General features: G+C 40.0%; 18 protein-coding genes. 11 read left to right on the top strand and 7 right to left on the bottom strand.

Annotation, left to right across the window (positions count from 1 at the left end; translation table 11 throughout):
- Positions 1 to 4: 4 nt before the first annotated feature.
- The gene (locus tag CL42_RS09130) at positions 5 to 934 is read right to left on the bottom strand and encodes an acyltransferase (RefSeq protein WP_035267399.1); all 930 of its coding nucleotides are present in this window, start codon (positions 932 to 934) and stop codon (positions 5 to 7) included.
- Positions 935 to 1,178: 244 nt separating this feature from the next.
- Between CL42_RS09130 and CL42_RS09135 the strand changes: the two genes are divergently transcribed.
- The 8 genes from CL42_RS09135 to CL42_RS09170 all read left to right on the top strand — a co-directional run bounded on the left by CL42_RS09135 (position 1,179) and on the right by CL42_RS09170 (position 9,569).
- On the top strand, positions 1,179 to 1,832 hold the full coding sequence (locus CL42_RS09135; protein ID WP_035267402.1) for an OmpA family protein: 654 nt from the start codon (positions 1,179 to 1,181) through the stop codon (positions 1,830 to 1,832).
- Between the two features lie 139 nt (positions 1,833 to 1,971).
- Complete coding sequence (locus tag CL42_RS09140) at positions 1,972 to 4,011, top strand: UvrD-helicase domain-containing protein (protein ID WP_035267404.1); 2,040 nt, start codon at positions 1,972 to 1,974, stop codon at positions 4,009 to 4,011.
- Between the two features lie 24 nt (positions 4,012 to 4,035).
- Positions 4,036 to 4,488, top strand: a complete 453-nt coding sequence (dut, locus tag CL42_RS09145) for a dUTP diphosphatase (protein WP_035267418.1) — start codon at positions 4,036 to 4,038, stop codon at positions 4,486 to 4,488.
- A gap of 195 nt (positions 4,489 to 4,683) precedes the next feature.
- Positions 4,684 to 6,108 carry a phosphomannomutase/phosphoglucomutase gene (locus tag CL42_RS09150; protein ID WP_035267422.1) on the top strand — a complete coding sequence of 475 codons (1,425 nt, stop codon included), beginning with the start codon at positions 4,684 to 4,686 and terminating at the stop codon, positions 6,106 to 6,108.
- Between the two features lie 22 nt (positions 6,109 to 6,130).
- The gene (gene argB, locus CL42_RS09155; protein WP_035267425.1) at positions 6,131 to 7,036 is read left to right on the top strand and encodes an acetylglutamate kinase; all 906 of its coding nucleotides are present in this window, start codon (positions 6,131 to 6,133) and stop codon (positions 7,034 to 7,036) included.
- 172 nt (positions 7,037 to 7,208) lie between these two features.
- Positions 7,209 to 8,057 (top strand): class II glutamine amidotransferase, encoded by an 849-nt coding sequence (locus CL42_RS09160; RefSeq protein WP_035267429.1) that lies wholly within the window; start codon positions 7,209 to 7,211, stop codon positions 8,055 to 8,057.
- Between the two features lie 109 nt (positions 8,058 to 8,166).
- Complete coding sequence (locus CL42_RS09165) at positions 8,167 to 9,249, top strand: membrane protein (protein WP_035267432.1); 1,083 nt, start codon at positions 8,167 to 8,169, stop codon at positions 9,247 to 9,249.
- On the top strand, positions 9,246 to 9,569 hold the full coding sequence (locus CL42_RS09170) for an RnfH family protein (RefSeq protein ID WP_035267448.1): 324 nt from the start codon (positions 9,246 to 9,248) through the stop codon (positions 9,567 to 9,569). Before CL42_RS09165 ends, CL42_RS09170 begins: the two co-directional genes overlap by 4 nt.
- 45 nt (positions 9,570 to 9,614) lie before the next feature.
- On the opposite strand, the gene CL42_RS09175 is transcribed toward CL42_RS09170, so the two are convergent.
- Positions 9,615 to 10,013, bottom strand: a complete 399-nt coding sequence (locus tag CL42_RS09175; protein ID WP_035267451.1) for an outer membrane protein assembly factor BamE — start codon at positions 10,011 to 10,013, stop codon at positions 9,615 to 9,617.
- Between the two features lie 112 nt (positions 10,014 to 10,125).
- Between CL42_RS09175 and fur the strand changes: the two genes are divergently transcribed.
- Positions 10,126 to 10,563 (top strand): ferric iron uptake transcriptional regulator, encoded by a 438-nt coding sequence (fur, locus tag CL42_RS09180; protein ID WP_035267453.1) that lies wholly within the window; start codon positions 10,126 to 10,128, stop codon positions 10,561 to 10,563.
- A 55-nt stretch (positions 10,564 to 10,618) separates the two neighbouring features.
- On the opposite strand, the gene CL42_RS09185 is transcribed toward fur, so the two are convergent.
- Positions 10,619 to 11,743, bottom strand: a complete 1,125-nt coding sequence (locus tag CL42_RS09185; protein ID WP_035267456.1) for a PilT/PilU family type 4a pilus ATPase — start codon at positions 11,741 to 11,743, stop codon at positions 10,619 to 10,621.
- A gap of 34 nt (positions 11,744 to 11,777) precedes the next feature.
- On the bottom strand, positions 11,778 to 12,815 hold the full coding sequence (locus tag CL42_RS09190; RefSeq protein ID WP_035267459.1) for a type IV pilus twitching motility protein PilT: 1,038 nt from the start codon (positions 12,813 to 12,815) through the stop codon (positions 11,778 to 11,780).
- 122 nt (positions 12,816 to 12,937) lie between these two features.
- On the opposite strand from CL42_RS09190, the gene CL42_RS09195 reads away from it, so the two are divergent.
- On the top strand, positions 12,938 to 13,624 hold the full coding sequence (locus CL42_RS09195; RefSeq protein ID WP_035267462.1) for a YggS family pyridoxal phosphate-dependent enzyme: 687 nt from the start codon (positions 12,938 to 12,940) through the stop codon (positions 13,622 to 13,624).
- A gap of 116 nt (positions 13,625 to 13,740) precedes the next feature.
- Complete coding sequence (locus CL42_RS09200; RefSeq protein WP_035267465.1) at positions 13,741 to 14,538, top strand: thioesterase family protein; 798 nt, start codon at positions 13,741 to 13,743, stop codon at positions 14,536 to 14,538.
- 44 nt (positions 14,539 to 14,582) lie between these two features.
- Here CL42_RS09200 and CL42_RS09205 read toward each other — a convergent pair whose 3' ends face one another.
- The 3 genes from CL42_RS09205 to CL42_RS09215 form a co-directional block, all read right to left on the bottom strand.
- Positions 14,583 to 18,182: an AAA family ATPase gene (locus CL42_RS09205; RefSeq protein ID WP_035267468.1), complete on the bottom strand. Its 3,600-nt coding sequence runs from the start codon at positions 18,180 to 18,182 to the stop codon at positions 14,583 to 14,585.
- A 9-nt stretch (positions 18,183 to 18,191) separates the two neighbouring features.
- Entirely contained in the window at positions 18,192 to 19,439 is a 1,248-nt protein-coding gene (locus CL42_RS09210) for an exonuclease SbcCD subunit D C-terminal domain-containing protein (protein WP_035267472.1), read from the bottom strand.
- A gap of 95 nt (positions 19,440 to 19,534) precedes the next feature.
- Positions 19,535 to 20,359, bottom strand: an 825-nt coding sequence (locus tag CL42_RS09215; RefSeq protein ID WP_212771593.1) for a hypothetical protein, incomplete at its 5' end; no start/stop codon positions are given.

Consider the following 20,359-nt stretch of genomic DNA (forward strand, 5'->3'; position numbering starts at 1 on the left):
CAGCTTAATTTACAGATTCAGCTTGAAGCTGTTGTTTTAACTGTGTAATTAACTGATCTTTTTCTGTCCAAAGCTCATCAACCCATTTTTGGAAACGAGCGCGATAGTCGGCATCATCCTCATAATTGCCGCTATGAACCCAAGCAGGAATTTCAATTTTTCTTAAATTCACGGCAATTTGAGAAACTTCTCCTAACCAAAAATCTCCATAACCTGGCACACCATCTGGATAGACAATGGTCATATCGACTAGTGCATCAATTTCACTTCCTAGAATATTTAGGGCAAGTGCTAGACCACCCGCTTTAGGCTTGAGTAAATTTTTATACGGAGATTTTTGTTGAGCATGTTTTTCGGGCGTATAGCGCGTACCTTCTAAATAATTTAATAAGGTAAAAGGTTGGCTGAGCAGTTGTTCACACGATTTACGCGCTTCTTCCATATCACGATATTTCAGCGCAGGATTTTTTTCGATTTGCGCTTTGGTATGACGCTTCATCATAGGAAAACCAAGGATCTTGAATGCTTGCCCAACAAAAGGAATAAAAATGAGTTCCCATTTCGTAAAAAAACGTGTGAGCGGCATACGTTTAAGACCAAAATATTGAGTAACAGTTGTATCTACCCAGCTTTGGTGATTACAGGTCATGATGTAACGACCTTGTAGATTGAGATCTAGATCTTCATCAATCGTGATGTGCCATTTAAGCTCAGGGAGAACTTTTTCAATGAGCCAGTTATTCGTACCAATCCAACCATTGGCGATATTGATATTGGTTTCATCGATTTTTGATGATTTTTTTACGAGTTTAGTCAAACCTAATGCAAGAATAGGTGGGCCACGAAAAAATGTACTTCCTGTGATCACAGAACCTACGGTTAAACCCTTAGAAATTTTTTTTAAAATAGGTTGTTTCTGCTTCTCTGCTGCCATTGCACAGTCCTAAAAAGTGATTGCATGTGATTGAAATTTTTAAAACACTATAAATCGAGTCGCTCAAATCACAAAGCCCGTTTTCTTAACTATGTATAAAATATGATGAAGCATTAACGAAAGATGCTACAAAAGATTACATATTGTTAATAAACTGTTTATTATTAACAAAATAGTAATGGTTAAATTGTTTCTAACAAATCATTATTCATCACATACAAAAACATATAAAAGGAGTCATCCCATGCGTGCATTAGCTATTTCAGCTGCAGTGGTTGGGGCAATGGTACTTTCTGGTTGTCAAACAACTGGTAACAATATTGGTGGCGTCGAGTATGACAAAACTGCATTGGGTGCTTTAACTGGTGCAGCAGCTGGTTACGGTGTTTCTAAAGGTAATGCGAACACTAGCCGTCAAAATAACCGTGCAGCAGCGATTGGTGCTGTATTAGGTGGTGCTGCAGGCGTATATCTCGACAATAAAGAGAAAAAATTACGCCAAGCAACTGCTGGTACAGGTATTGATGTAAACCGTAATCCAGATGGCTCTATTAACTTAGTAATGCCAGGTGCTATCACGTTTGATACAAATAAATCAAATATCAAGCCAAACTTCTATGACACTTTAAACCGTGTTGCACAAGTTTTAACTGAAGACAACAAGAGCGGTATCCTTGTAACTGGTTATACTGATAGTTCAGGTAATGATGCGATTAACATCCCATTGTCACAAGCACGTGCTCAATCTGTTGCTAGCTATTTAGCATCTAAGGGTGTTTCTACAGCACGTATTAATGCTCAAGGTTTAGGTTCTTCAAACCCAATTGCTGATAACACAACTGCAGCAGGTAAAGAACAAAACCGTCGTGTAGAGATTGCTGTTTACGCAGTTCAATAATACATGATCTTCAAAAAGCCACCTTCGGGTGGTTTTTTTATGTCTGAAATTTATTCAAATATACCTTCATTAAATTTAACGTTAGTCATATTCGAAGCAGATGACTATAATCGAGCGCTGAAGGAAAAGAGGAAAGAATATGTCATCAGCCAGTCATTTGAACGACAAGCAACTTGAAGCCATGAAATACACTCAAGGACCCTTGTTAGTACTTGCTGGGGCAGGCTCAGGTAAGACCTCTGTAATCACACAGAAAATTGCATATTTAGTCAAAAAATGCGGTATACCAGCACATCGTATTACTGCGATGACTTTTACCAACAAAGCTGCACGAGAGATGAAAGAGCGTGTCGGTAAATTGCTTGGTAAAGAGGATGGAAAGGGTTTATCTGTTTCTACCTTTCACACCTTTGGTTTGAATTTATTAAGACTAGAATTAAAACATACGCCACTTAAAGCAAACTTTTCCATTTTAGATGCTGATGACTGTAAGCGTATTTTAATGGATTTAATGCACCGAGATAATTTGTCTGGTGCAGAAAGTAAAGAGCTGATCGCAAAAGCGATGAAGATGATCTCAGATTGGAAAAACGATCTAATTTTGCCGGAGCAAGCACATACGACTTGTGAAACGGCTGAAGATGTCCAATTTGCGCATCTCTATCAACTCTATGAACGTAATTTACGTGCCTATAATGCGGTCGATTTTGACGATTTAATCGTAATGCCGACACGCCTTCTTCAAGAAAATGCTGAAGTCCGTGATAAATGGCAAAACCGTGTACGTTATTTATTGGTTGATGAATATCAAGATACCAATACCGCCCAATATATCTTGGTCAAACTGCTTGTTGGTGTCATGGGACAATTTACGGCTGTAGGGGATGATGACCAATCAATTTATGCTTGGCGGGGGGCAAAGCCAGAAAATATGGCATTATTGAAGGAAGATTTCCCCAATTTAAAAGTCATTAAGCTTGAGCAAAACTATCGTTCAACCAGTCGAATTTTAAAAGCTGCAAACCATGTGATTGAGAATAACCCACATATTTTTGATAAAAAATTGTGGAGTGATAAAGGACATGGTGAGGTGATCCGTATTATTACTTGTCGTAATGATGATGATGAAGCGGAACGTGTTGTTAAAGATTTGCTGACTCATAAATTGATGAATGGCAAAAATTGGAAAGATTACGCCGTGTTATACCGTGGAAACTTCCAAGCACGTGTTTTAGAAACACAACTTCGTCAGATGCAGATTCCTTACAAACTTTCTGGTGGTCAGTCGTTCTTTGGTCGTGCTGAAATCAAGGATATTATGAGCTATCTACGTCTCATTATTAATCCTGAAGATGACAGTGCTTTCTTACGGATTATCAACACACCTAAACGCGCCATAGGACCTGTGACTTTAGAAAAACTAGGTTTATTTGCGCAAGAGAATAATCTTTCTCTACTAGGTGCCGCGAATGATCAGCGCCTAAGTATGGTATTACCGAAGAAGGCGACATCTCAATTGGCTGAGTTTGCTGATTTTATCGAAGGTTTTACGCGTGAACTGTTAGATGATGATGAACCTGTGCCTAAAGTCCGCCAAATGATGGTTGAGGCAGGATATATCGACTACATCAAAGAAACGGCAGCGACGCCAGCACAAGAAAAAACTAAAATTGACAATATTGAAGTGCTTTATAGCAGTATTCAAAGTTTGATCAATCGTGCTGAAGATGTCGATGAAAAAAATATCGAAAGTGTCATTCGTAAGATGGTGTTGCTGGATATGTTGGAGCAACAGCAAGAAGATGAAGATATCGATAAAGTAAACTTACTGACTTTGCATGCTTCTAAAGGCCTGGAATTCCCATTTGTTTATATTATGGGGCTTGAGGAAGAGTTGCTTCCGCACAAGAATTCAATTGTGGCTGATACCATCGAAGAAGAACGTCGACTGATGTACGTTGGTATTACCCGTGCCAAACAAGGTCTGACTTTGACGCTTGCAGAACAGCGTAAAAATGGAGGTCAGATGAAACAAATGACACCAAGTCGCTTCTTGGATGAATTGCCACAAGATGAAGTCGATTGGCTAGGTCGAAAAAAGAAATTGGCTGAAAATATCGATCCAAAATTACAAGCACAGCATTATCTGCAAAATCTGAAAGCTTTACTCAAACGTTAATTACATTTTAAAACAGGATTGAATATGAAAGTTCAAGTGAAAGTACTCGACCAACGACTTGGTCAAGAATGGCCATTACCTACTTATGCAACAACAGGATCGGCAGGTTTAGATTTACGTGCATGTGTAGATGAAGCGATCACTATTGAGCCTGGTCAGACTGTTTTAGTTAAAACAGGTATGGCAATTTATATCGAAGACCCAAGTTATGCGGGTTTGATTTTGCCTCGTTCTGGCTTAGGTCATAAACACGGGATTGTATTAGGAAATCTCGTCGGTCTAATTGATTCAGATTATCAAGGTGAATTAATGGTTTCAGTTTGGAACCGCAGTCAAAATGCATTTACATTAGAGCCGGGTGAGCGATTGGCTCAATACGTATTGGTTCCTGTTTTACAAGCTGAATTTGATTTAGTTGACGAATTCAAGGCAAGTGAGCGAGGAGCTGGTGGATTCGGACACACTGGGAAACAATAGTATTTTGGATAAAAGCCTGTAAAATCAGGCTTTTATTTATATGTTGCAAAATATTAACAAAGATTATATAAATTGAAATTGGTACACGTTATATAAAGAATAACGATATTTTCTATTACTCAATATATTCAAAATTTATTTGGATCAACTCTCATCACGCTGTTCTGTCTCAGCAGTCAACGGTGTTAATTAAGAATGAATACCCAACCACTTATTTTTCCAAGACAAATTTTCCGCGCTTATGATATTCGCGGAAAAGTCAGTCAATTGGATACAAGAACAATTTATGCGATTGCGCATGGGCTCGCTACTCAGTATCAATCACGTGGCCAGAAAAGTATTGTGCTAGGTTACGATGCTCGATTGACTGGTCCTACTTTTGCTTGGATTATTGAATCAGTCTTCAAAAACCAAGGGATGAATGTCGAAAACATTGGATGTTGTTCAACCCCACAAATGTATTTTGCTGCTCGACATAAAAATGGCAATGGCATCATGGTGACCGCGAGTCATAACCCTAAACATGATAATGGAATTAAATGGATTATTGAATATGAACCACCTTGTCCAGACATGATTCAAAATGTTGGGGAGTATGCAGAAGGTTTCTATTTTCAACATGATCACTTTCCAACGCCACCTCAACTGACACATCAGATTAAATCTGAGTATTGCTTGGCTTATCAGCATGCTTTGCTCAAGGATATTCAATTAAAGCGTCCACTCAAGGTTGTATTAGATGGTATGCATGGTGCTGCTGGGCGTTGTGCTGATTTAGTACTACAAAAAATGGGATGTGAAGTCATTTCAATACGTTGTTGTGAAAATGGAGAGTTTCCAGATCATCCTCCAGACCCTTCACAAGCGAAGCATTTGACACAGTTAAAAGAAAAAATTTTGTTGCATCAGGCGGATTTAGGGATTGCTCTCGATGGTGATGGTGATCGTGCCGTCATTCTGGATGAGAATGCTCACATTGTGTCTGCTGATCGCTTGTTGGCATTATTCGCATCATTGTGTTTAACTCAGCATCCACATCATGAAATTGTTTATGACGTAAAATGTTCAACGATGGTGTCAAAAACCATTGAACAATTACAAGGCATCGCAAAAATGATTCGTACTGGCAGCAGTTTCATGCGCCGTTATATTTCCCAGTCCAAAGGTCGAGCTGTTTTTGGGGGAGAATATGCGGGTCATTATGTTTTTAATGATGGTCGTGGTTTTGGTTACGATGATGGTATCTATGCAGCATTACGGGTCATGGAGGCATTGAGTCAACTCAATATCACGCTATCTGAATATCTCGCCCAATTTCCAGATCGCTTTGGTACTGAAGATACCTATATTGAAACTCAAGATGCAAATCCGCAAGACGTCTTAGCCTTGATAGAGCAGAATTGTAAAAGTACTGGGGCTAAAATGAGTAAAATCGATGGTATTCGCCTTGATTTTGACTACGGATTTGGCATTATGCGAGCATCAAATACTGGTGAATACTTCACGGTGCGGTTTGATGCAGATAGCCCATCGAAACTTTATGAAATTCGCCAGCATTTTGTAAAAATTTTAAATGAAAAATATCCTGTGCTTGCTCAAAGTATTTTGAATGCACACTAATGTAGGAATGAAGGAGAGGCGAATGCCACACCAACAAACTGGCATCGACAAAGCTCAAATTTTGACAGAAGCTTTGCCATACATCCAAAGATTTACAGGTAAAACACTTGTAGTGAAATATGGCGGCAATGCAATGACTGATCCTGCATTAGAAAGTTCGTTTGCCCGTGATATCGTGCTTCTGAAAACAGTTGGTCTTAATCCGATTGTGGTTCATGGTGGTGGTCCTCAAGTCGATTCATTTTTGAAACAACTTGGGCGTGAATCAGACCGTATTGATGGAATGCGTGTAACTGATCCTGCAACTATGGAAGTTGTAGAAATGGTGTTGGGCGGAAGTGTAAATAAGTCTATTGTGAATTTGATCAATCAACATGGTGGTCGTGCAATTGGATTAACGGGTAAAGACGGTAACTTAATTCGTGCTCAAAAGTTGTTGATGGAAAAAACCCAAGAGGATGGATCTGTTCAACAAATTGATCTTGGGTTAGTGGGTGAAGTGGTCGGTGTAAAAACTGACGTTCTGGAAATGTTCACTCAAAGTGATTTTATTCCAGTGATTGCGCCACTCGGTGTTGATGAGGAAGGTAACACTTATAATATCAATGCGGATTTAGTTGCTGGTAAAGTTGCTGAAGCTTTGGGTGCAGAAAAGTTAATTCTTCTTACGAATATCAGTGGTGTATTGGATGAGAATAAAAACCTACTCACTGGACTAACAACACAAGAAGTCGATCGCTTGATAGATACAGGTGTGATCTACGGCGGTATGATTCCGAAAGTGGGATGTGCGCTTGATGCGGTGAAAGGGGGTGTAGTGAGCGCGCATATTGTGGATGGTCGTGTTCCACATGCGACTTTGTTGGAAATTTTTACGGATCACGGTGTTGGAACATTGATTACCAATCGTTCTAAGTCGGCGCACTAATTCATAATCACATAATAAAAAGTCACTTCGGTGGCTTTTTTTGTTTGATAAGAATAATCGTTTTATGTCCCATATATCCAGCATAAAACATATTCAATTGCTATATTCATATTTGCAACATCTATAAGGCTGATGCACAATAAAACTGATAATTAAAGCAAAATGAAAGATTATGTGCCAACTACTTGGAATGAATTGTGCCACCCCTACGGATATTACGTTTTCTTTTCGTGGTTTTTCTCAGCGCGCTGGAATAACGTCAGATCACTCAGATGGTTTTGGCATCGCTTTCTTTGAGGATAAGGCATGTCGCTTATTTGTTGATAACCAATCTGCAGTCGAGTCTCCAATTGCAGAATTCGTTCGTAATTACCCGATTAAATCGCGTAATGTCATTGCCCATATTCGTAAAGCAACACAGGGAAAAATTACTTTAGAAAATTCTCATCCATTTATTCGTGAATTGTGGGGGAGACAATGGATTTTCGCGCATAATGGCGATCTGCATAATTTTCATCCAAGGTTGTCGGGACAGTTCACACCAGTAGGTAATACAGATAGTGAGCTTGCATTTTGCTATTTATTAGAACATCTCGTACAAAAGTTTGGTTATGTAGAGCCAAGTGTCCACGATGTATTTCATGCCTTAGAAGAAATTTCACCAACAATAGCAGAGCATGGGACATTCAATTTTTGTTTATCAAATGGACAGGCTTTGTATAGTTATGCGACCACAAAATTACACTGGATTGTTCGAGAATATCCATTTCAACCTGCACGATTAATTGATATTGATGTTGAAGTCGATTTTAGTCAGGTCACGACACCTGAAGATCGTGTGGCTGTAATTACGACAGAACCATTAACAGATAATGAAGCTTGGTTTGCATATACGCCCGGCGAAATGATTTTATTTCAGGATGGTAAGCCAACATTACGTACCATAACTCACGTTGAGCGATTGGTCAGAGAAGCCCGTGACCCAAGCTTGAAGCGTGTTACTCGCGCGGATCAATATTAAAAATTTAATTTGAAGTGGCTAAGATCTACGCTTACTTTTTTAACGCCAGACTTTGATTTTAATGATTGAGCTAGGCAAAATAGCGTAAAACTTTTTAATGGAATACCTCATGCAGGACACCGCTATGTCACGATGGTTATCGCCGCTGATGGCATTTTGTTTATCATTTATCATTATTGTGGGTCTGGCACCAAGCTTAGGCTTGCAAATTGATCGACAACTCGATTTTTGGTTGCTTTGGTTTGCAACGATGTTGTTTTTAGCGTTGCCAATTATTTATTTAGAAATTGGATTGGCGAAACGAGCTCAAACATCAGCGCTGAACGCATTATCAAAATTGACCCGTGAAGCCGATGCGCACCAACGTTGGAGAGTGGTTGGTTGGCTTGCTGTTATTTTTATTCCATTCTTAGCGGGCGGTATATTACTTAATACTTCTAATGCTGTAGCACAACAAAATGATTTTGGTATTGGTTCAAATATTTTGATGGGCATCGCAGCATTCATTGCATTCGGTTTATCATTTCTTCAACGTTCAGTATTGGTTGTACTTACTGCGATTGCAACGATTGCAAGTTTAGTCGCGGCTCAAGTTTTTGGTGTCCAAGTCAATGATTGGCAGCTGACTCCTGTTGAGTTTAAAGAGTGGGGCAGTGCAACTATTCTCGCTTTAGTGGCTTCTGGTCTCGGGCTTGGATTATATTGGCAGACAAATCTCAATCAAGAGAAACAAGATGCTGCAACGCCAAAAACTTTACCGATTTGGCTAGCGCAACTGGTGGCTGTGGCTGGATTTGGATATTTTGCAATTAGTGCTGCAATTCCAGCATATATCGTTTTAATCGCGACAATATTTGCAGTAGCTTTACTCCTGCAACTTGGCAAGGAACAACTCGTACATCGTGGATTAGCACAAGCGGTGCAATATATTTTATTGCTTGCACCACTTTTAATTTGGGTATTCCCTGCAGCCGATCTATTTTTAACTCCGATTTTAATGCTTTGGGGATTAAGCATTTGTTTAATCTATGCAATTTTCGTGGGTTGGATCATGAAAATTAGTCATTTACGTAAAGCGCTGAATTTTAGTAATGAAGCTTTTTATAATATCTGGCGTGTGGCTGTGCGTATTGTGACACCTTTAGCAATTGTGGTTGCTATGATTTCTTACTTAGGTCAATTGTTACCATGATCCAAAATGCAAAAGTTTGGGTTGCTTATGCTGCTGTAGACCAGCAGTTTCACATCGAACTTGAATTTGTGGAAGGCATGTCTGTTGCGGATGCTATTACACAAAGTGGTATTGCGTCGTGTACGCAGTTGCCAGATGAGTATGCTGTTGGAATTTTTGGGATGAAAGTACAAGATCAATCGCATGTTTTGCAGGCAGGTGATCGGGTGGAAATTTATCGGGCATTAACGATTAATCCAAAAGATATACGCCGTAAGCGAGCGGCAGCGAATCCAGTTGGGCGCTATTGTCGTGGCAATCGCTTTAAACAATTGAAATGATATGAAAAACCCCTCTTTGAGGGGTTTTCTTTTATGTCTAATTCTTTATAGTGGTGGCACGTTCAAAATCGCATCTTTCGAACCTGGTAAACCAGGTTGAGTTTCTGGGATAGTTTCTAAACCTTCGATTTTATTCACGACGCCAGAACCATCGAAATATACTTTTAGATGCTGACCTTGAGTTGCAGGAATATTTGCTTTTTTAGCATATGTACCTGGGGTATAATTGTAGATGTAATCCCAACGTAAAGGATTCAAAGGATCTGAAATGGTTGGGCTACCAAGTAAAAAACGAACTTGTTGGTAAGTCATCCCGACTTGAATTTTTGAAGCTTGCGCTTGGGTTAATGGTGTTCCTTGAGGAATATCAACTTTGTATACACCAAAGACAGAACAACCACCCAGTAAAGAAGCGACGAATAACGTCAGCATGATTTTTTGCATTTTGCTACACTATCCCAAATTAATTATGATGCAATTGATCCAAGGATAGATCATACTGCATCTCAACTCTGTTGCATATTCCAACTTAAAATTTGTTGAGAGACCTTTTTATATGCCTATTTCAAATCAAGATTTACGCAAAGCTGGACTTAAAGTTACCCTTCCACGAATCAAGATTTTGGAATTATTAGAAAATTCAAGACAGCATCATTTGAGCGCGGAAGATATCTATAAGACCTTACTTGAGCAAGGCGAAGATGTCGGTCTAGCAACTGTATATCGTGTGTTAACTCAGTTTGAAGCTGCTGGTATTATCCAACGTCATCATTTCGAGAATAATCACTCTGTATTCGAAATCATGCAAGATGATCACCACGATCATATGGTCTGCCAGAACTGCAACAAAGTTGTTGAATTCCACAATGATTTGATTGAACAAGAACAACATAATGTTGCTGAACAACTTGGTTTTGTTTTAACAGGTCACTCTTTGAATTTATATGGTTATTGCGATGCGCCTGAATGCCAAGAAGCATACCGTAAAAAATAAATCTTGATTGCATTAAAAAAGGAGCAATGATTGCTCCTTTTTTATTCACTATTAATTAATCATCTTGACCATCAAAAGTGAGGCGGGGGCCAGAATTCAACAGATAGTTTGGATCTTCTTCAGAGAGTTTGATTTGTAAGCGTAAATCGTTGGCAGAGTCAGCATGACGTAATGCTTCGTCATAAGTGATTTTCTTAGCTTTATATAAGTCAAATAGCGCTTGATCAAACGTCTGCATTCCAATTTCACGGGAACGCTTCATGACTTCCTTAATTTCATGAACTTCGCCTTTACGCACTAAGTCTGAAATCAGTGGAGAATTGATTAAGATTTCAATTGCGGGATGACGTGATTTTTTATCAGGAGTCGCAATTAACTGTTGTGCAATGATTGCCTTCAAGTTCAGTGAGAGGTCCATAAACAGTTGGCTGTGACGATCTGTCTCAAAGAAATGAATAATACGATCTAAGGCTTGATTGGCATTATTTGCATGTAAAGTCGCAAATACTAAATGACCTGTTTCAGCAAAACTAATCGCATAGTTCATGGTTTCACGTGAGCGGATCTCACCAATAAGAATAACATCAGGTGCTTGACGGGGTGTGTTTTTCAGTGCAATTTCAAAGGAGTCTGTATCAATGCCAACTTCACGTTGAGTAATGATACAGCCTTGATGTTGATGAATAAATTCGATTGGGTCTTCAATGGTAATGATATGACCTTTAGAATTTTGATTACGATGACCGATCATTGCTGCAAGCGAAGTCGATTTACCTGTACCAGTAGCACCTACAAATAAGATGATCCCGCGCTTAGTCATTGCTAAATCTTTAAGTACGGGCGGTAGTTTCAGCTCATCAATACTTGGAATGACAGTTTCAATCCGACGTAAGACCATGCCAGGTTGATCACGTTGCTGAAAAGCACTGACACGAAAACGTGCAGTTTTATCACGATTGGCAATAGCAAAATTACATTCGTGTGTTGCAGCAAATTCAATTCGTTGTCTTTCACTCATAATCGAGTGAATCAATTGACCTATGATTTCACCAGTGAGTTTTGTTTTAACTACAGGCACAATTTCACCATTAATTTTCATTGATGGTTCAATATCTGCACTGATAAATAAATCTGAAGCCTTGCGCGCAATCATCATGTCGAGCAGGTCATTAAAATCCATTTTGATTCCCCTAAATCAAATGACGTTCACTTTTTTATAAAAATGATTCTGGTTGTTTAGCCGCAGTACGTGCAACTTGCGGGGTAATAATGCCTTTCGCGACAAGATTTTTGAGACTTTGATCGAGAGTGGTCATGCCATAATTTGCACCGGTTTGTATTGCAGAATACATTTGTGCAACTTTGTTCTCACGGATGAGATTTCGAATCGCTGGAATTCCAATCATAATTTCGTGAGCAGCTACCCGACCGCCACCTGTTTTCTTCAAAAGTGTTTGAGAGATGACGGCTTGAAGCGATTCAGAAAGCATGGCACGAACCATGTCTTTCTCATCGGCAGGAAACACGTCGATAATACGGTCAATTGTTTTTGCGGCAGATGTGGTATGCAGTGTTCCAAACACCAAGTGACCAGTTTCCGCAGCAGTGAGTGCAAGTCGAATGGTTTCGAGGTCACGCATTTCACCGACGAGAATAATATCTGGATCTTCACGCAGTGCAGAGCGTAGCGCTTCATTAAAACCATGTGTGTCACGATGCACTTCTCGCTGGTTAATCAAACACTTTTTGGATTGGTGCACAAATTCAATTGGATCTTCGACGGTTAAAATATGGTCGTAACGGTTGTCGTTAATGTAATCCATCATCGCCGCAAGCGTAGTCGATTTACCTGAACCCGTTGGTCCTGTGACCAAAACAATTCCTCGTGGATAGGCGCAAATGTCTTTGAAAATTTGCCCCATGCCCAAGTCTTCCATAGAAATCACTTGAGAAGGAATGGTACGGAATACCGCGCCAGCGCCACGATTTTGGTTGAATGCGTTGACACGGAAGCGTGCTACACCAGGTACTTCAAATGAGAAATCGGTTTCTAATTTTTCTTTATAATCGCGACGTTGTTTATCATTCATGATGTCGTAGATTAAGCGGTGTACTTCTTTGTGTTCTAAGGCTGGTAAGTTAATACGACGAACTTCACCATCAACACGAATCATCGGTGGCATTCCTGCAGAAAGGTGCAAGTCAGACGCCCCGTTTTTCACTGAAAATGCCAGTAATTCTGTAATATCCATAAATTCCCCGAACGCATTAAAATCGTAATTATTTTGATAGAATAATAAGGCTTTCCTACAGCTTAACCAACAGTTAGCGTGCAAGAAAGTAAAAAAAGATGAATTAACTGAGATAGCTATACATGATGAGTCTAGAGCAAGCGAGAAATAGTGTCATTCAACAAATTGAACAAGCCTGTGAAGTTGCTCAACGACAATCTAACGAGGTTAAACTCCTTGCTGTTTCCAAAACGCATCCAGCGGATATTTTGAGAGAAATGTATCAGACTGGTCAACGAGCATTTGGTGAGAATTACCTGCAAGAAGCATTAGATAAAATCAAAGCGCTGAATGATTTAGACATCGAATGGCATTTTATTGGTCATGTACAACGCAATAAAACCAAACAGTTGGCTGAACAATTTGCATGGGTGCATGGGGTTGATCGCTTTATTATCGCAGAGCGACTCTCTAATCAACGCACAATCGAACAGGAGCCTATCAATATTTGTCTTCAAGTGAATATTGATGCTCAAGAAAGCAAAGATGGTTGTGCAGTTTCAGAGGTCGAAGATCTGGTTGCTCAAATGAGCATATTACCTCGACTTCGATTACGAGGATTAATGGTCATTCCAGCACCTGGCAATGTAGATGCACTCTATGATGCCAAGACACTTTTTGATCAGATGAAAGAGCATCATGCACATCCTTCTGATTGGGATACCTTGAGTATGGGAATGTCGGGTGATTTACAAGATGCGATTAGCGCTGGATCGACTATGGTTCGCATAGGGACGGCCTTATTTGGGGCGCGAGATTACTCAAAATGATTGGATTCAGTCTGCACTGAACTTTCGGGTTCAGTCGCTGTCATTGTAAATACAACTTTTTATGTATAAAAATAAACCAATATATTTCACATAATCATAAAACAGGGAAGAATTGGATGAGTTCGTATTATCAGCTTTTAGAACGAAAAGTGTGTGATGATGGATCAGTACTGGCTAAGTATAAGTCGACTATACATGCTCAAGGTGCATGGAATGCGCACGAACAGCATATGGCGCCCGCAACAGGGATTATTTGTGCAGAGTTGGATCACTTTTCTACTCGGTCTGACCTACGGATTGGACGTATAAGTTTAGATATTTTGGGCCTGATACCCGCTGGGGAGTTTCAAATTGAAACTCGAATTATTCGACCTGGAAAAACCATTGAATTGATCGAGTCGACCATGTCTGCACATGGTAAAAGCTGTATTCAGGCACGTACTTGGCGAATGATGATGAGTGATACTCAGGCAGTCGCAGGATTAGAAGATCAAAAAGTTGCTGATCCTGACGAGGGGATCTTATGGGAAGAAATTAGAAACTGGCCTGGAGGCTATATTCAATCACTTGAGGCACGCCGTTTAGATCGACGGGCAGGCAAGGGCATTGTATGGCTAACCAATCCTTATGACATGGTTGAAGGACAAATACATTCAGACTTTGTGAAGTTGATGGGAATGGTCGATACAGCGAATGGAATTGTCACACGACAAGGTTGGCCGTTTAACTATACTTTTCCAAATTTAGATTTACAGATACATCTCTATCGTATGCCAATAGGTAAGTGGCTAGGTCTGGAAACAGTGCAACAATATGGTGATGACGGTATCGGGTTAACTTCATCTATTCTTCATGATCTGAACGGACCTTTTGGACGAGCTGAGCAAATTTTAACTTTAAGAAAACTGGCTTAGATTAAAGCCGTCATTTGACGGCTTCAACTTTTTATCATTAATCATTAACCGACAATATTAATGGTACTGGCACCTGCACCTACAGGTTTGACCTGAATCTGTACTGGAATGCGTTCATGCATTTCCTGTACATGCGAGATCAACACCACTTTACGTCCCTGACTTTGTAAATGATCTAAGGCATTCATCACCATATGTAGTGATGCAGGATCGAGCGTGCCAAAGCCTTCATCAATAAACAGTGATTCAAGTTTCATTGAACCTGATGCCATGTTAGCAATCGCTAAAGCAAGGGCTAAAGACACTAAGAAAGTTTCACCACCTGATAAGGACAACACAGGTCGAACTTCGCTGTTCATATCTAGGTCAATAATGGCCAAACTTAAACTGTCAGGAATACGATGCAACTGATAACGTGGCGCAAGCGGCTGTAATTGCTGATTGGCATATTCCACCAAAATATCTAAATGATGCTCTTGAGCAATCTTTTTAAACTTGGTGCCTTCCTTATGCCCAATCAAATCGTAGATACGTCCCCAACGATATTCTTCCGCCTTGATTTGTTCTATTTGGCTTTGATACTTAGCATAGTTGGCTTGATTGGCAGCATTCATACGTAACTGAGTTTCTGTATCGGTGAGTGCTTCTTGTTGAGCGAGCTTTTCCGTTTGCAAGTTCGCAAGTCGCTGCTCGAGCATGCTGAGATCATGTTCAGGCTGATGTTTTAAATGGGCTTGATAACGTTCTTCTAAAACTTGCCAAGCGGTTTTGGCATTCTCTAAAAGTTGTCGCTGCGTATTTAACTCATGGCGTATTTGTTGATGTTGGGCTAAATCAATGCTTAACCATGTTGTGATTTGATCTGTGGTCACGGTCGGATGGCTCAGTTGCCATTGCTGAATAGCCTGTTGTACTTGCTGTAATGCCTGTTCAATATGATGTAAATCACTGAGCAACTGCTGCTGTTGTAAATTGGCTGCATTCAGCTGTTGTTCAGCATGTGCAGTTTTACTGCGTTGTGCATGAACCTCATTGGCATGGGCGACAGCAGTTTCCTCTAAATGTTTTTGCCAATCCGCAGCATAACGGTAGCTTTGACCGGCATAGTCTTGGGTCAGTTCCGCAAGTTTCGAGCGTAACATTTTGCCTTGCTCAATCAGTTGTTCAATCTGGTGAGTCAGGTGTTGTTCGTGCTTTTGCGCTGCTTCAAAGCGCAGCGTCATTTTTTCAAGTTCCTGCTGTGCTTGCAGCAGTGATGTCTCTACCTGTTTTTGCATGGTGAGCAATGTAACACGTTGCTGTAGCTGCTGTTGTAATTCAGCAACCCAATGTATTGGCATGTCTTGCTGATAGCGAGCAGGCAGTAACTGCACAATGGGTTGAATACCTTGATCAAGTTGCACACGACGTTGAATATTCAATTGTAATTGCTGTTGTTGCTGTTGCTCCTTACGCCATTGCTCAAGCAATTGACCAAGTTGTTGTTCTTGTGCCTGTTGTTGTTCGATATGCGATTGCAGTGTTTCGATCTGCTGCATTATGCGCTGCTGTAACTGAATCGGGTCTGCCGTGTCGAGATCTAAACCCAGTTGTTGTAATGCTGCTTGAATATGCACGATCTGTTGCTGAGTCGACTGCGTCAGCTGTTGCACACGTTGTTGTTGTTGTTCAAGTAAGGTCTGTACTTTGGATTGCTCAATCTGGGCTTGCTGTACCTCACGATTGAACTGTTCCAGTTGTTGACGAGCCTCCTGTAATTGCTGCTCGTGTAGTTGCAATAAACCTTGTTCTAAGCGTTGCTGACTTTGTAAAAACGGATGTTCATGGCTCCCACAGACCATACACGGTTGATTGGCTTTGAGCTGTTCACGTAAATGCTGCACGTTTTCGCTATGCAATAGACGCTGTGCCTCCAAGATGCTTTGTAGCTGGGTATAAGCGGCTTCTTGTGTGGCTTTTTCGCTCAAGCGTTTTTCAAGGGTCTGTTGAATAATCTGCAGTTGCTTTTGTTGTTCAGCGATTGAGCCTGTCAGGTCGTGTGTTTCGCTGATATGGGTAATGACTTGATCAAGCTGCTGCTGTTGATGTTGCAGTCGTAATACCGTACTTTGCTGATGTTCACGCTGTTGTTGGATGTTTTTCAGCGATTGTGTCAAAGCGTCAAGACTTTCATGTTGAGCCACATAGCTTTGCAGACGTTGTACAACGGTTTGCTGTTGTTGTTCTAAAGTTGCAAAGGATTGTTGTAATAGTTCTGGCTCTTGTTGATGAAGCAACTGATATTGCTCGACATAATGTTGTAGCGCCTGCAAAGTACTTTGTGGTTCTTGGTCAAAGCATTGTAAAAATTGGCTTTGGGTTAACTCAAAGTTGATTTGTTGCTGTTTATTTTGCCAAGCCAATACGCTGGTCTGTTGTTGTTCAACAGCATGTTTTGACGGTTCTAATTCATTGAGAACAAACTGATCTTTATCTGCACTGAGTTTTTTATACTGTTCAGAAATACTGTGAATGTCATGATCCAACTTTAAGCCTTGTTCAAGATGAGGCTTAATATCCAAACGTTGCTGCTCAAATTGCGCTTGGGCATGTTCATAGGCTTTTAAGCGCTGTTGTTCAGTAGTAGCTTGTTGTTGTAAAGAGACAAACTCAGCTTGAAAGGCCAGTTGTTTTTGTTGCACCTCAAGTTTTTGTGGTTCTAAACGTGCACGCTGTACATATTGTTCACGAATGGCTTGAAATGCATCAAGCTGTTGTAGCAATTGTTGTTGTGCTGCGGATTTATTTACGGCATCAAGCTGAACTTCATAAATCTCTTTTTTGCCATGGACTTCAGCATACAATTGATCACGCTCAAGATACCATTTACGTTCATTTTCAAGCAGCTTTTCTGATTGTGCCAAATGTACGAGTTGTTGTTTTAACTGCTGATGTCGTTGATTTAAGGCTGCAAGTTGTTCTTCACTCAGAATATCAATATGACCGAGTTGCTTTTCTAAATCAGTACGTTGCTGTTTAATTTCACTAAATTTATCAGCGGCTTTTTTACTGACTTCACTAAAAATTTGCGAATTGGTTAAATATTCGAGTAAATCTGCACGTTCATGGTCTTTGGCTTTTAAAAATGCCCCCACTTCAGACTGTGCTAACAGGACTGCACGGGTAAATTGCTCAAAACTGAGACCAATCAGCTTTTCAATCAGTGGCGTCACTTCCGAGATTTTTTGCGTTAAGGTCGCGCCATCATCTAAACATTGAACAAAGCGCTCGACTTTTAAATTGCCATCAACTTTTTTACGTGCACGGCTAATGTCCCACCGCGCCAAATAGCGTTTACCATCAAGGGCAAGAAATTCAAGTTCAGCAAAACCAGCGGTGGTACCACGACGCAGAATATTCTTCGAATCTTTAATTGAAATGTCTTTACCGCCTACATCTTTCATGCTGCCAGCTGCGCCACGTAAACGTGGGATTTCATCGTACAAAGCTAAACACATGGCATCGAGCAGCGTCGATTTTCCTGCACCTGTTTTACCAGTAATGGCAATCAGACCTGCCTGAGCCAATGGCGCTTGTTCAAAATGGATATGTTGTTCACCGGCTAAAGAGGCCAAGTTGTTTAAACTGAGTCGAATAATTTTCATGACCTGTCCTTAGTGCGCTTTTTGATCCAAATCGTGTTGTGCCGCTTCAAGCAAAGTTAAGAAATCACGCTTCACCGATTCATCCTGCTCATAGCCCATTTTTTCCCACAAGCTTAAAAATAATTTTTCAGGGGTGGGGGGCGCTAAATCGACTTTGTGACTTTCATCGTTTTGCTCCGTTGCTTTTTGATAAATTCGAGCTATACGCAGTAAACGATAACGATTTGGTGGCAGTGCCAGTTCAATCTGCTGACGTAAGTCTACAGGCGGTGGGGCATCTGTCGTATATTCAATCTCTAGAAAATGTCGTGCATTGAGATTGTCAATTTCGCCTTTTGGCAGGGCATGTACCGTAGTGATTAATTCAGACAAGGGTCCACGAATTCGAATCAAATCCACGGTACGTGGAATAATGTGCGCTTGATATTGACAATGATTTTGTTCATCAGCTTCGGGGTCAATGGTGACTTCAACCACTTGATGTTTATAGTTGCGTTCACTAAAAGACAGTGGAATAGGTGAGCCACTGTAGCGAATATGTTCCTGTCCAACTTTTTGCGGTTTATGCAAATGACCGAGTGCCACATAATCAATCACATCATCAAATAATGCAGTGGATAAAGCCTCTTCGTTACCAATCACAATTGGACGTTCGGAATCTGAGGTTTCACCGCCTTGCATATGGGCATGTGACATCAAAATTAAGGCTTGATTGGGTTGTTTACGCGCTTTAGCTTCCGCAATAAGTTGTTGGTGTAAATAGGCAATCGCATTTTGGCTGTTGGTGGTGTTTTCATTTAAGCCTGTAATTTCGGCACTGCGTAAATAAGGCAGGGTTAAGCACCAAGCAACGATATTTTTATCAGCATCATAAATAGGTACCAACAAACGATCGAGGTCAAATTCACCATCCTGTTTGCCAATAATACCGACCGCTTTGGCATTGAATTTCGCTAAAAAAGGTTCAACCTGTTCAATGCGGTAACCGGAATCATGATTACCTGCGATCATTAAGGTTTGCATATGCGGGGCAATGGCATGGGCATCGGTGAGAAACTGGTATAACTGTTTTTGAGCAGATGATGCAGGATTGACCACATCAAAAATATCACCGGCAATCAGCAGGGCATTCGGTTGTTTTTGTTGAATTTGCGCAAGTAGCCAGTTTAAAAATTGTGTGTGTTCATAGTCACGATCATGATTGTGAAAAAATTGCCCCAAATGCCAATCTGAAGTATGAAAAAAACGCACTGCCATTACCGAACCCCAAAACATCTCAATTGTCATCTTATCCAATATCGGACTTTAAAACATCGAAATTTTTAACATCTCTATAAGACAGCTTTTAATCGCTATTTTTTATTCGATTTACTCTTTTTTCGTCTTTTTCTCTTTTTTCTATTTTTGATTCTCGAGTTGATCGAGATTTGCTTATGAGAAGAGGATGCATGCAGTTTAGCTGCTGTTAACGATTGATCTATTTTATGATGAAAAAAAGACTGGATGACTAAGGGTACCAATAGAATGCTTAGCCAAATACTCATATTGATGGGAATTATTTGATAGATATAATTTAAAGAATAGACTGAAACCGTAAAAATGAGTGCAAACCAAGCTTCTGTTTTAGAAATTTGATCTTCTGAAAAACGTTTGATATGGATCAGCGTATTTTGTTTGACATCTGAAAAATAAGAACGCGTGTATTTATTGGGAAAATAGCTGAGAAGCAGCATTAAGTTTTGAAAAAGATATAAAGACGATAAACCGAGTAAAAAATATCGAAATAATAAAATTAAACGCTCAACCCAACGATGCTCAGATGTAATATCGCCCTGTGAATAAAGTTCTATAATTTGATCAATAGACAAAATTAAAATTGAACAACAAGTAAAGAAACTCAGTAGAAAACGGCTTAAATGATGATGCTTAATTTCAAAAAAGGCATGTACAATCGAATAGAGTAAAAATATTAACAAGATTATTGTGATGAATGTCGATAATACTGTATCAACACCAAGCATCTGTTTTTCGAAAAACCAATAGCAAATTCCAAGTGCGAATAAAAAACTAAGCCCTTCACCAAAAGGTGTGGTTAAACTCTGATGATGCTCTACAGAAAAAATCATTAAGTAAGCACCAAGATAGAAATAGACCCAAATTATTAATGGATTCGAGCT

The sequence above is a fragment of the Acinetobacter sp. Ver3 genome (genome assembly GCF_000632455.1).
Lineage (GTDB): Bacteria > Pseudomonadota > Gammaproteobacteria > Pseudomonadales > Moraxellaceae > Acinetobacter.

Bases quoted from the DNA above. Each gene is read 5' to 3' on its own strand.
- CL42_RS09205 (WP_035267468.1), bottom strand. From the start codon at position 18,182: ATGAAAATTATTCGACTCAGTTTAAACAACTTGGCCTCTTTAGCCGGT.
- argB (WP_035267425.1), top strand. From the start codon at position 6,131: ATGCCACACCAACAAACTGGCATCGACAAAGCTCAAATTTTGACAGAA.
- CL42_RS09185 (WP_035267456.1), bottom strand. From the start codon at position 11,743: ATGGATTTTAATGACCTGCTCGACATGATGATTGCGCGCAAGGCTTCA.
- CL42_RS09195 (WP_035267462.1), top strand. From the start codon at position 12,938: ATGATGAGTCTAGAGCAAGCGAGAAATAGTGTCATTCAACAAATTGAA.
- CL42_RS09190 (WP_035267459.1), bottom strand. From the start codon at position 12,815: ATGGATATTACAGAATTACTGGCATTTTCAGTGAAAAACGGGGCGTCT.
- CL42_RS09165 (WP_035267432.1), top strand. From the start codon at position 8,167: ATGCAGGACACCGCTATGTCACGATGGTTATCGCCGCTGATGGCATTT.
- CL42_RS09170 (WP_035267448.1), top strand. From the start codon at position 9,246: ATGATCCAAAATGCAAAAGTTTGGGTTGCTTATGCTGCTGTAGACCAG.
- CL42_RS09130 (WP_035267399.1), bottom strand. From the start codon at position 934: ATGGCAGCAGAGAAGCAGAAACAACCTATTTTAAAAAAAATTTCTAAG.
- CL42_RS09160 (WP_035267429.1), top strand. From the start codon at position 7,209: ATGTGCCAACTACTTGGAATGAATTGTGCCACCCCTACGGATATTACG.
- fur (WP_035267453.1), top strand. From the start codon at position 10,126: ATGCCTATTTCAAATCAAGATTTACGCAAAGCTGGACTTAAAGTTACC.
- CL42_RS09175 (WP_035267451.1), bottom strand. From the start codon at position 10,013: ATGCAAAAAATCATGCTGACGTTATTCGTCGCTTCTTTACTGGGTGGT.
- CL42_RS09210 (WP_035267472.1), bottom strand. From the start codon at position 19,439: ATGGCAGTGCGTTTTTTTCATACTTCAGATTGGCATTTGGGGCAATTT.
- CL42_RS09140 (WP_035267404.1), top strand. From the start codon at position 1,972: ATGTCATCAGCCAGTCATTTGAACGACAAGCAACTTGAAGCCATGAAA.
- dut (WP_035267418.1), top strand. From the start codon at position 4,036: ATGAAAGTTCAAGTGAAAGTACTCGACCAACGACTTGGTCAAGAATGG.
- CL42_RS09150 (WP_035267422.1), top strand. From the start codon at position 4,684: ATGAATACCCAACCACTTATTTTTCCAAGACAAATTTTCCGCGCTTAT.
- CL42_RS09135 (WP_035267402.1), top strand. From the start codon at position 1,179: ATGCGTGCATTAGCTATTTCAGCTGCAGTGGTTGGGGCAATGGTACTT.
- CL42_RS09200 (WP_035267465.1), top strand. From the start codon at position 13,741: ATGAGTTCGTATTATCAGCTTTTAGAACGAAAAGTGTGTGATGATGGA.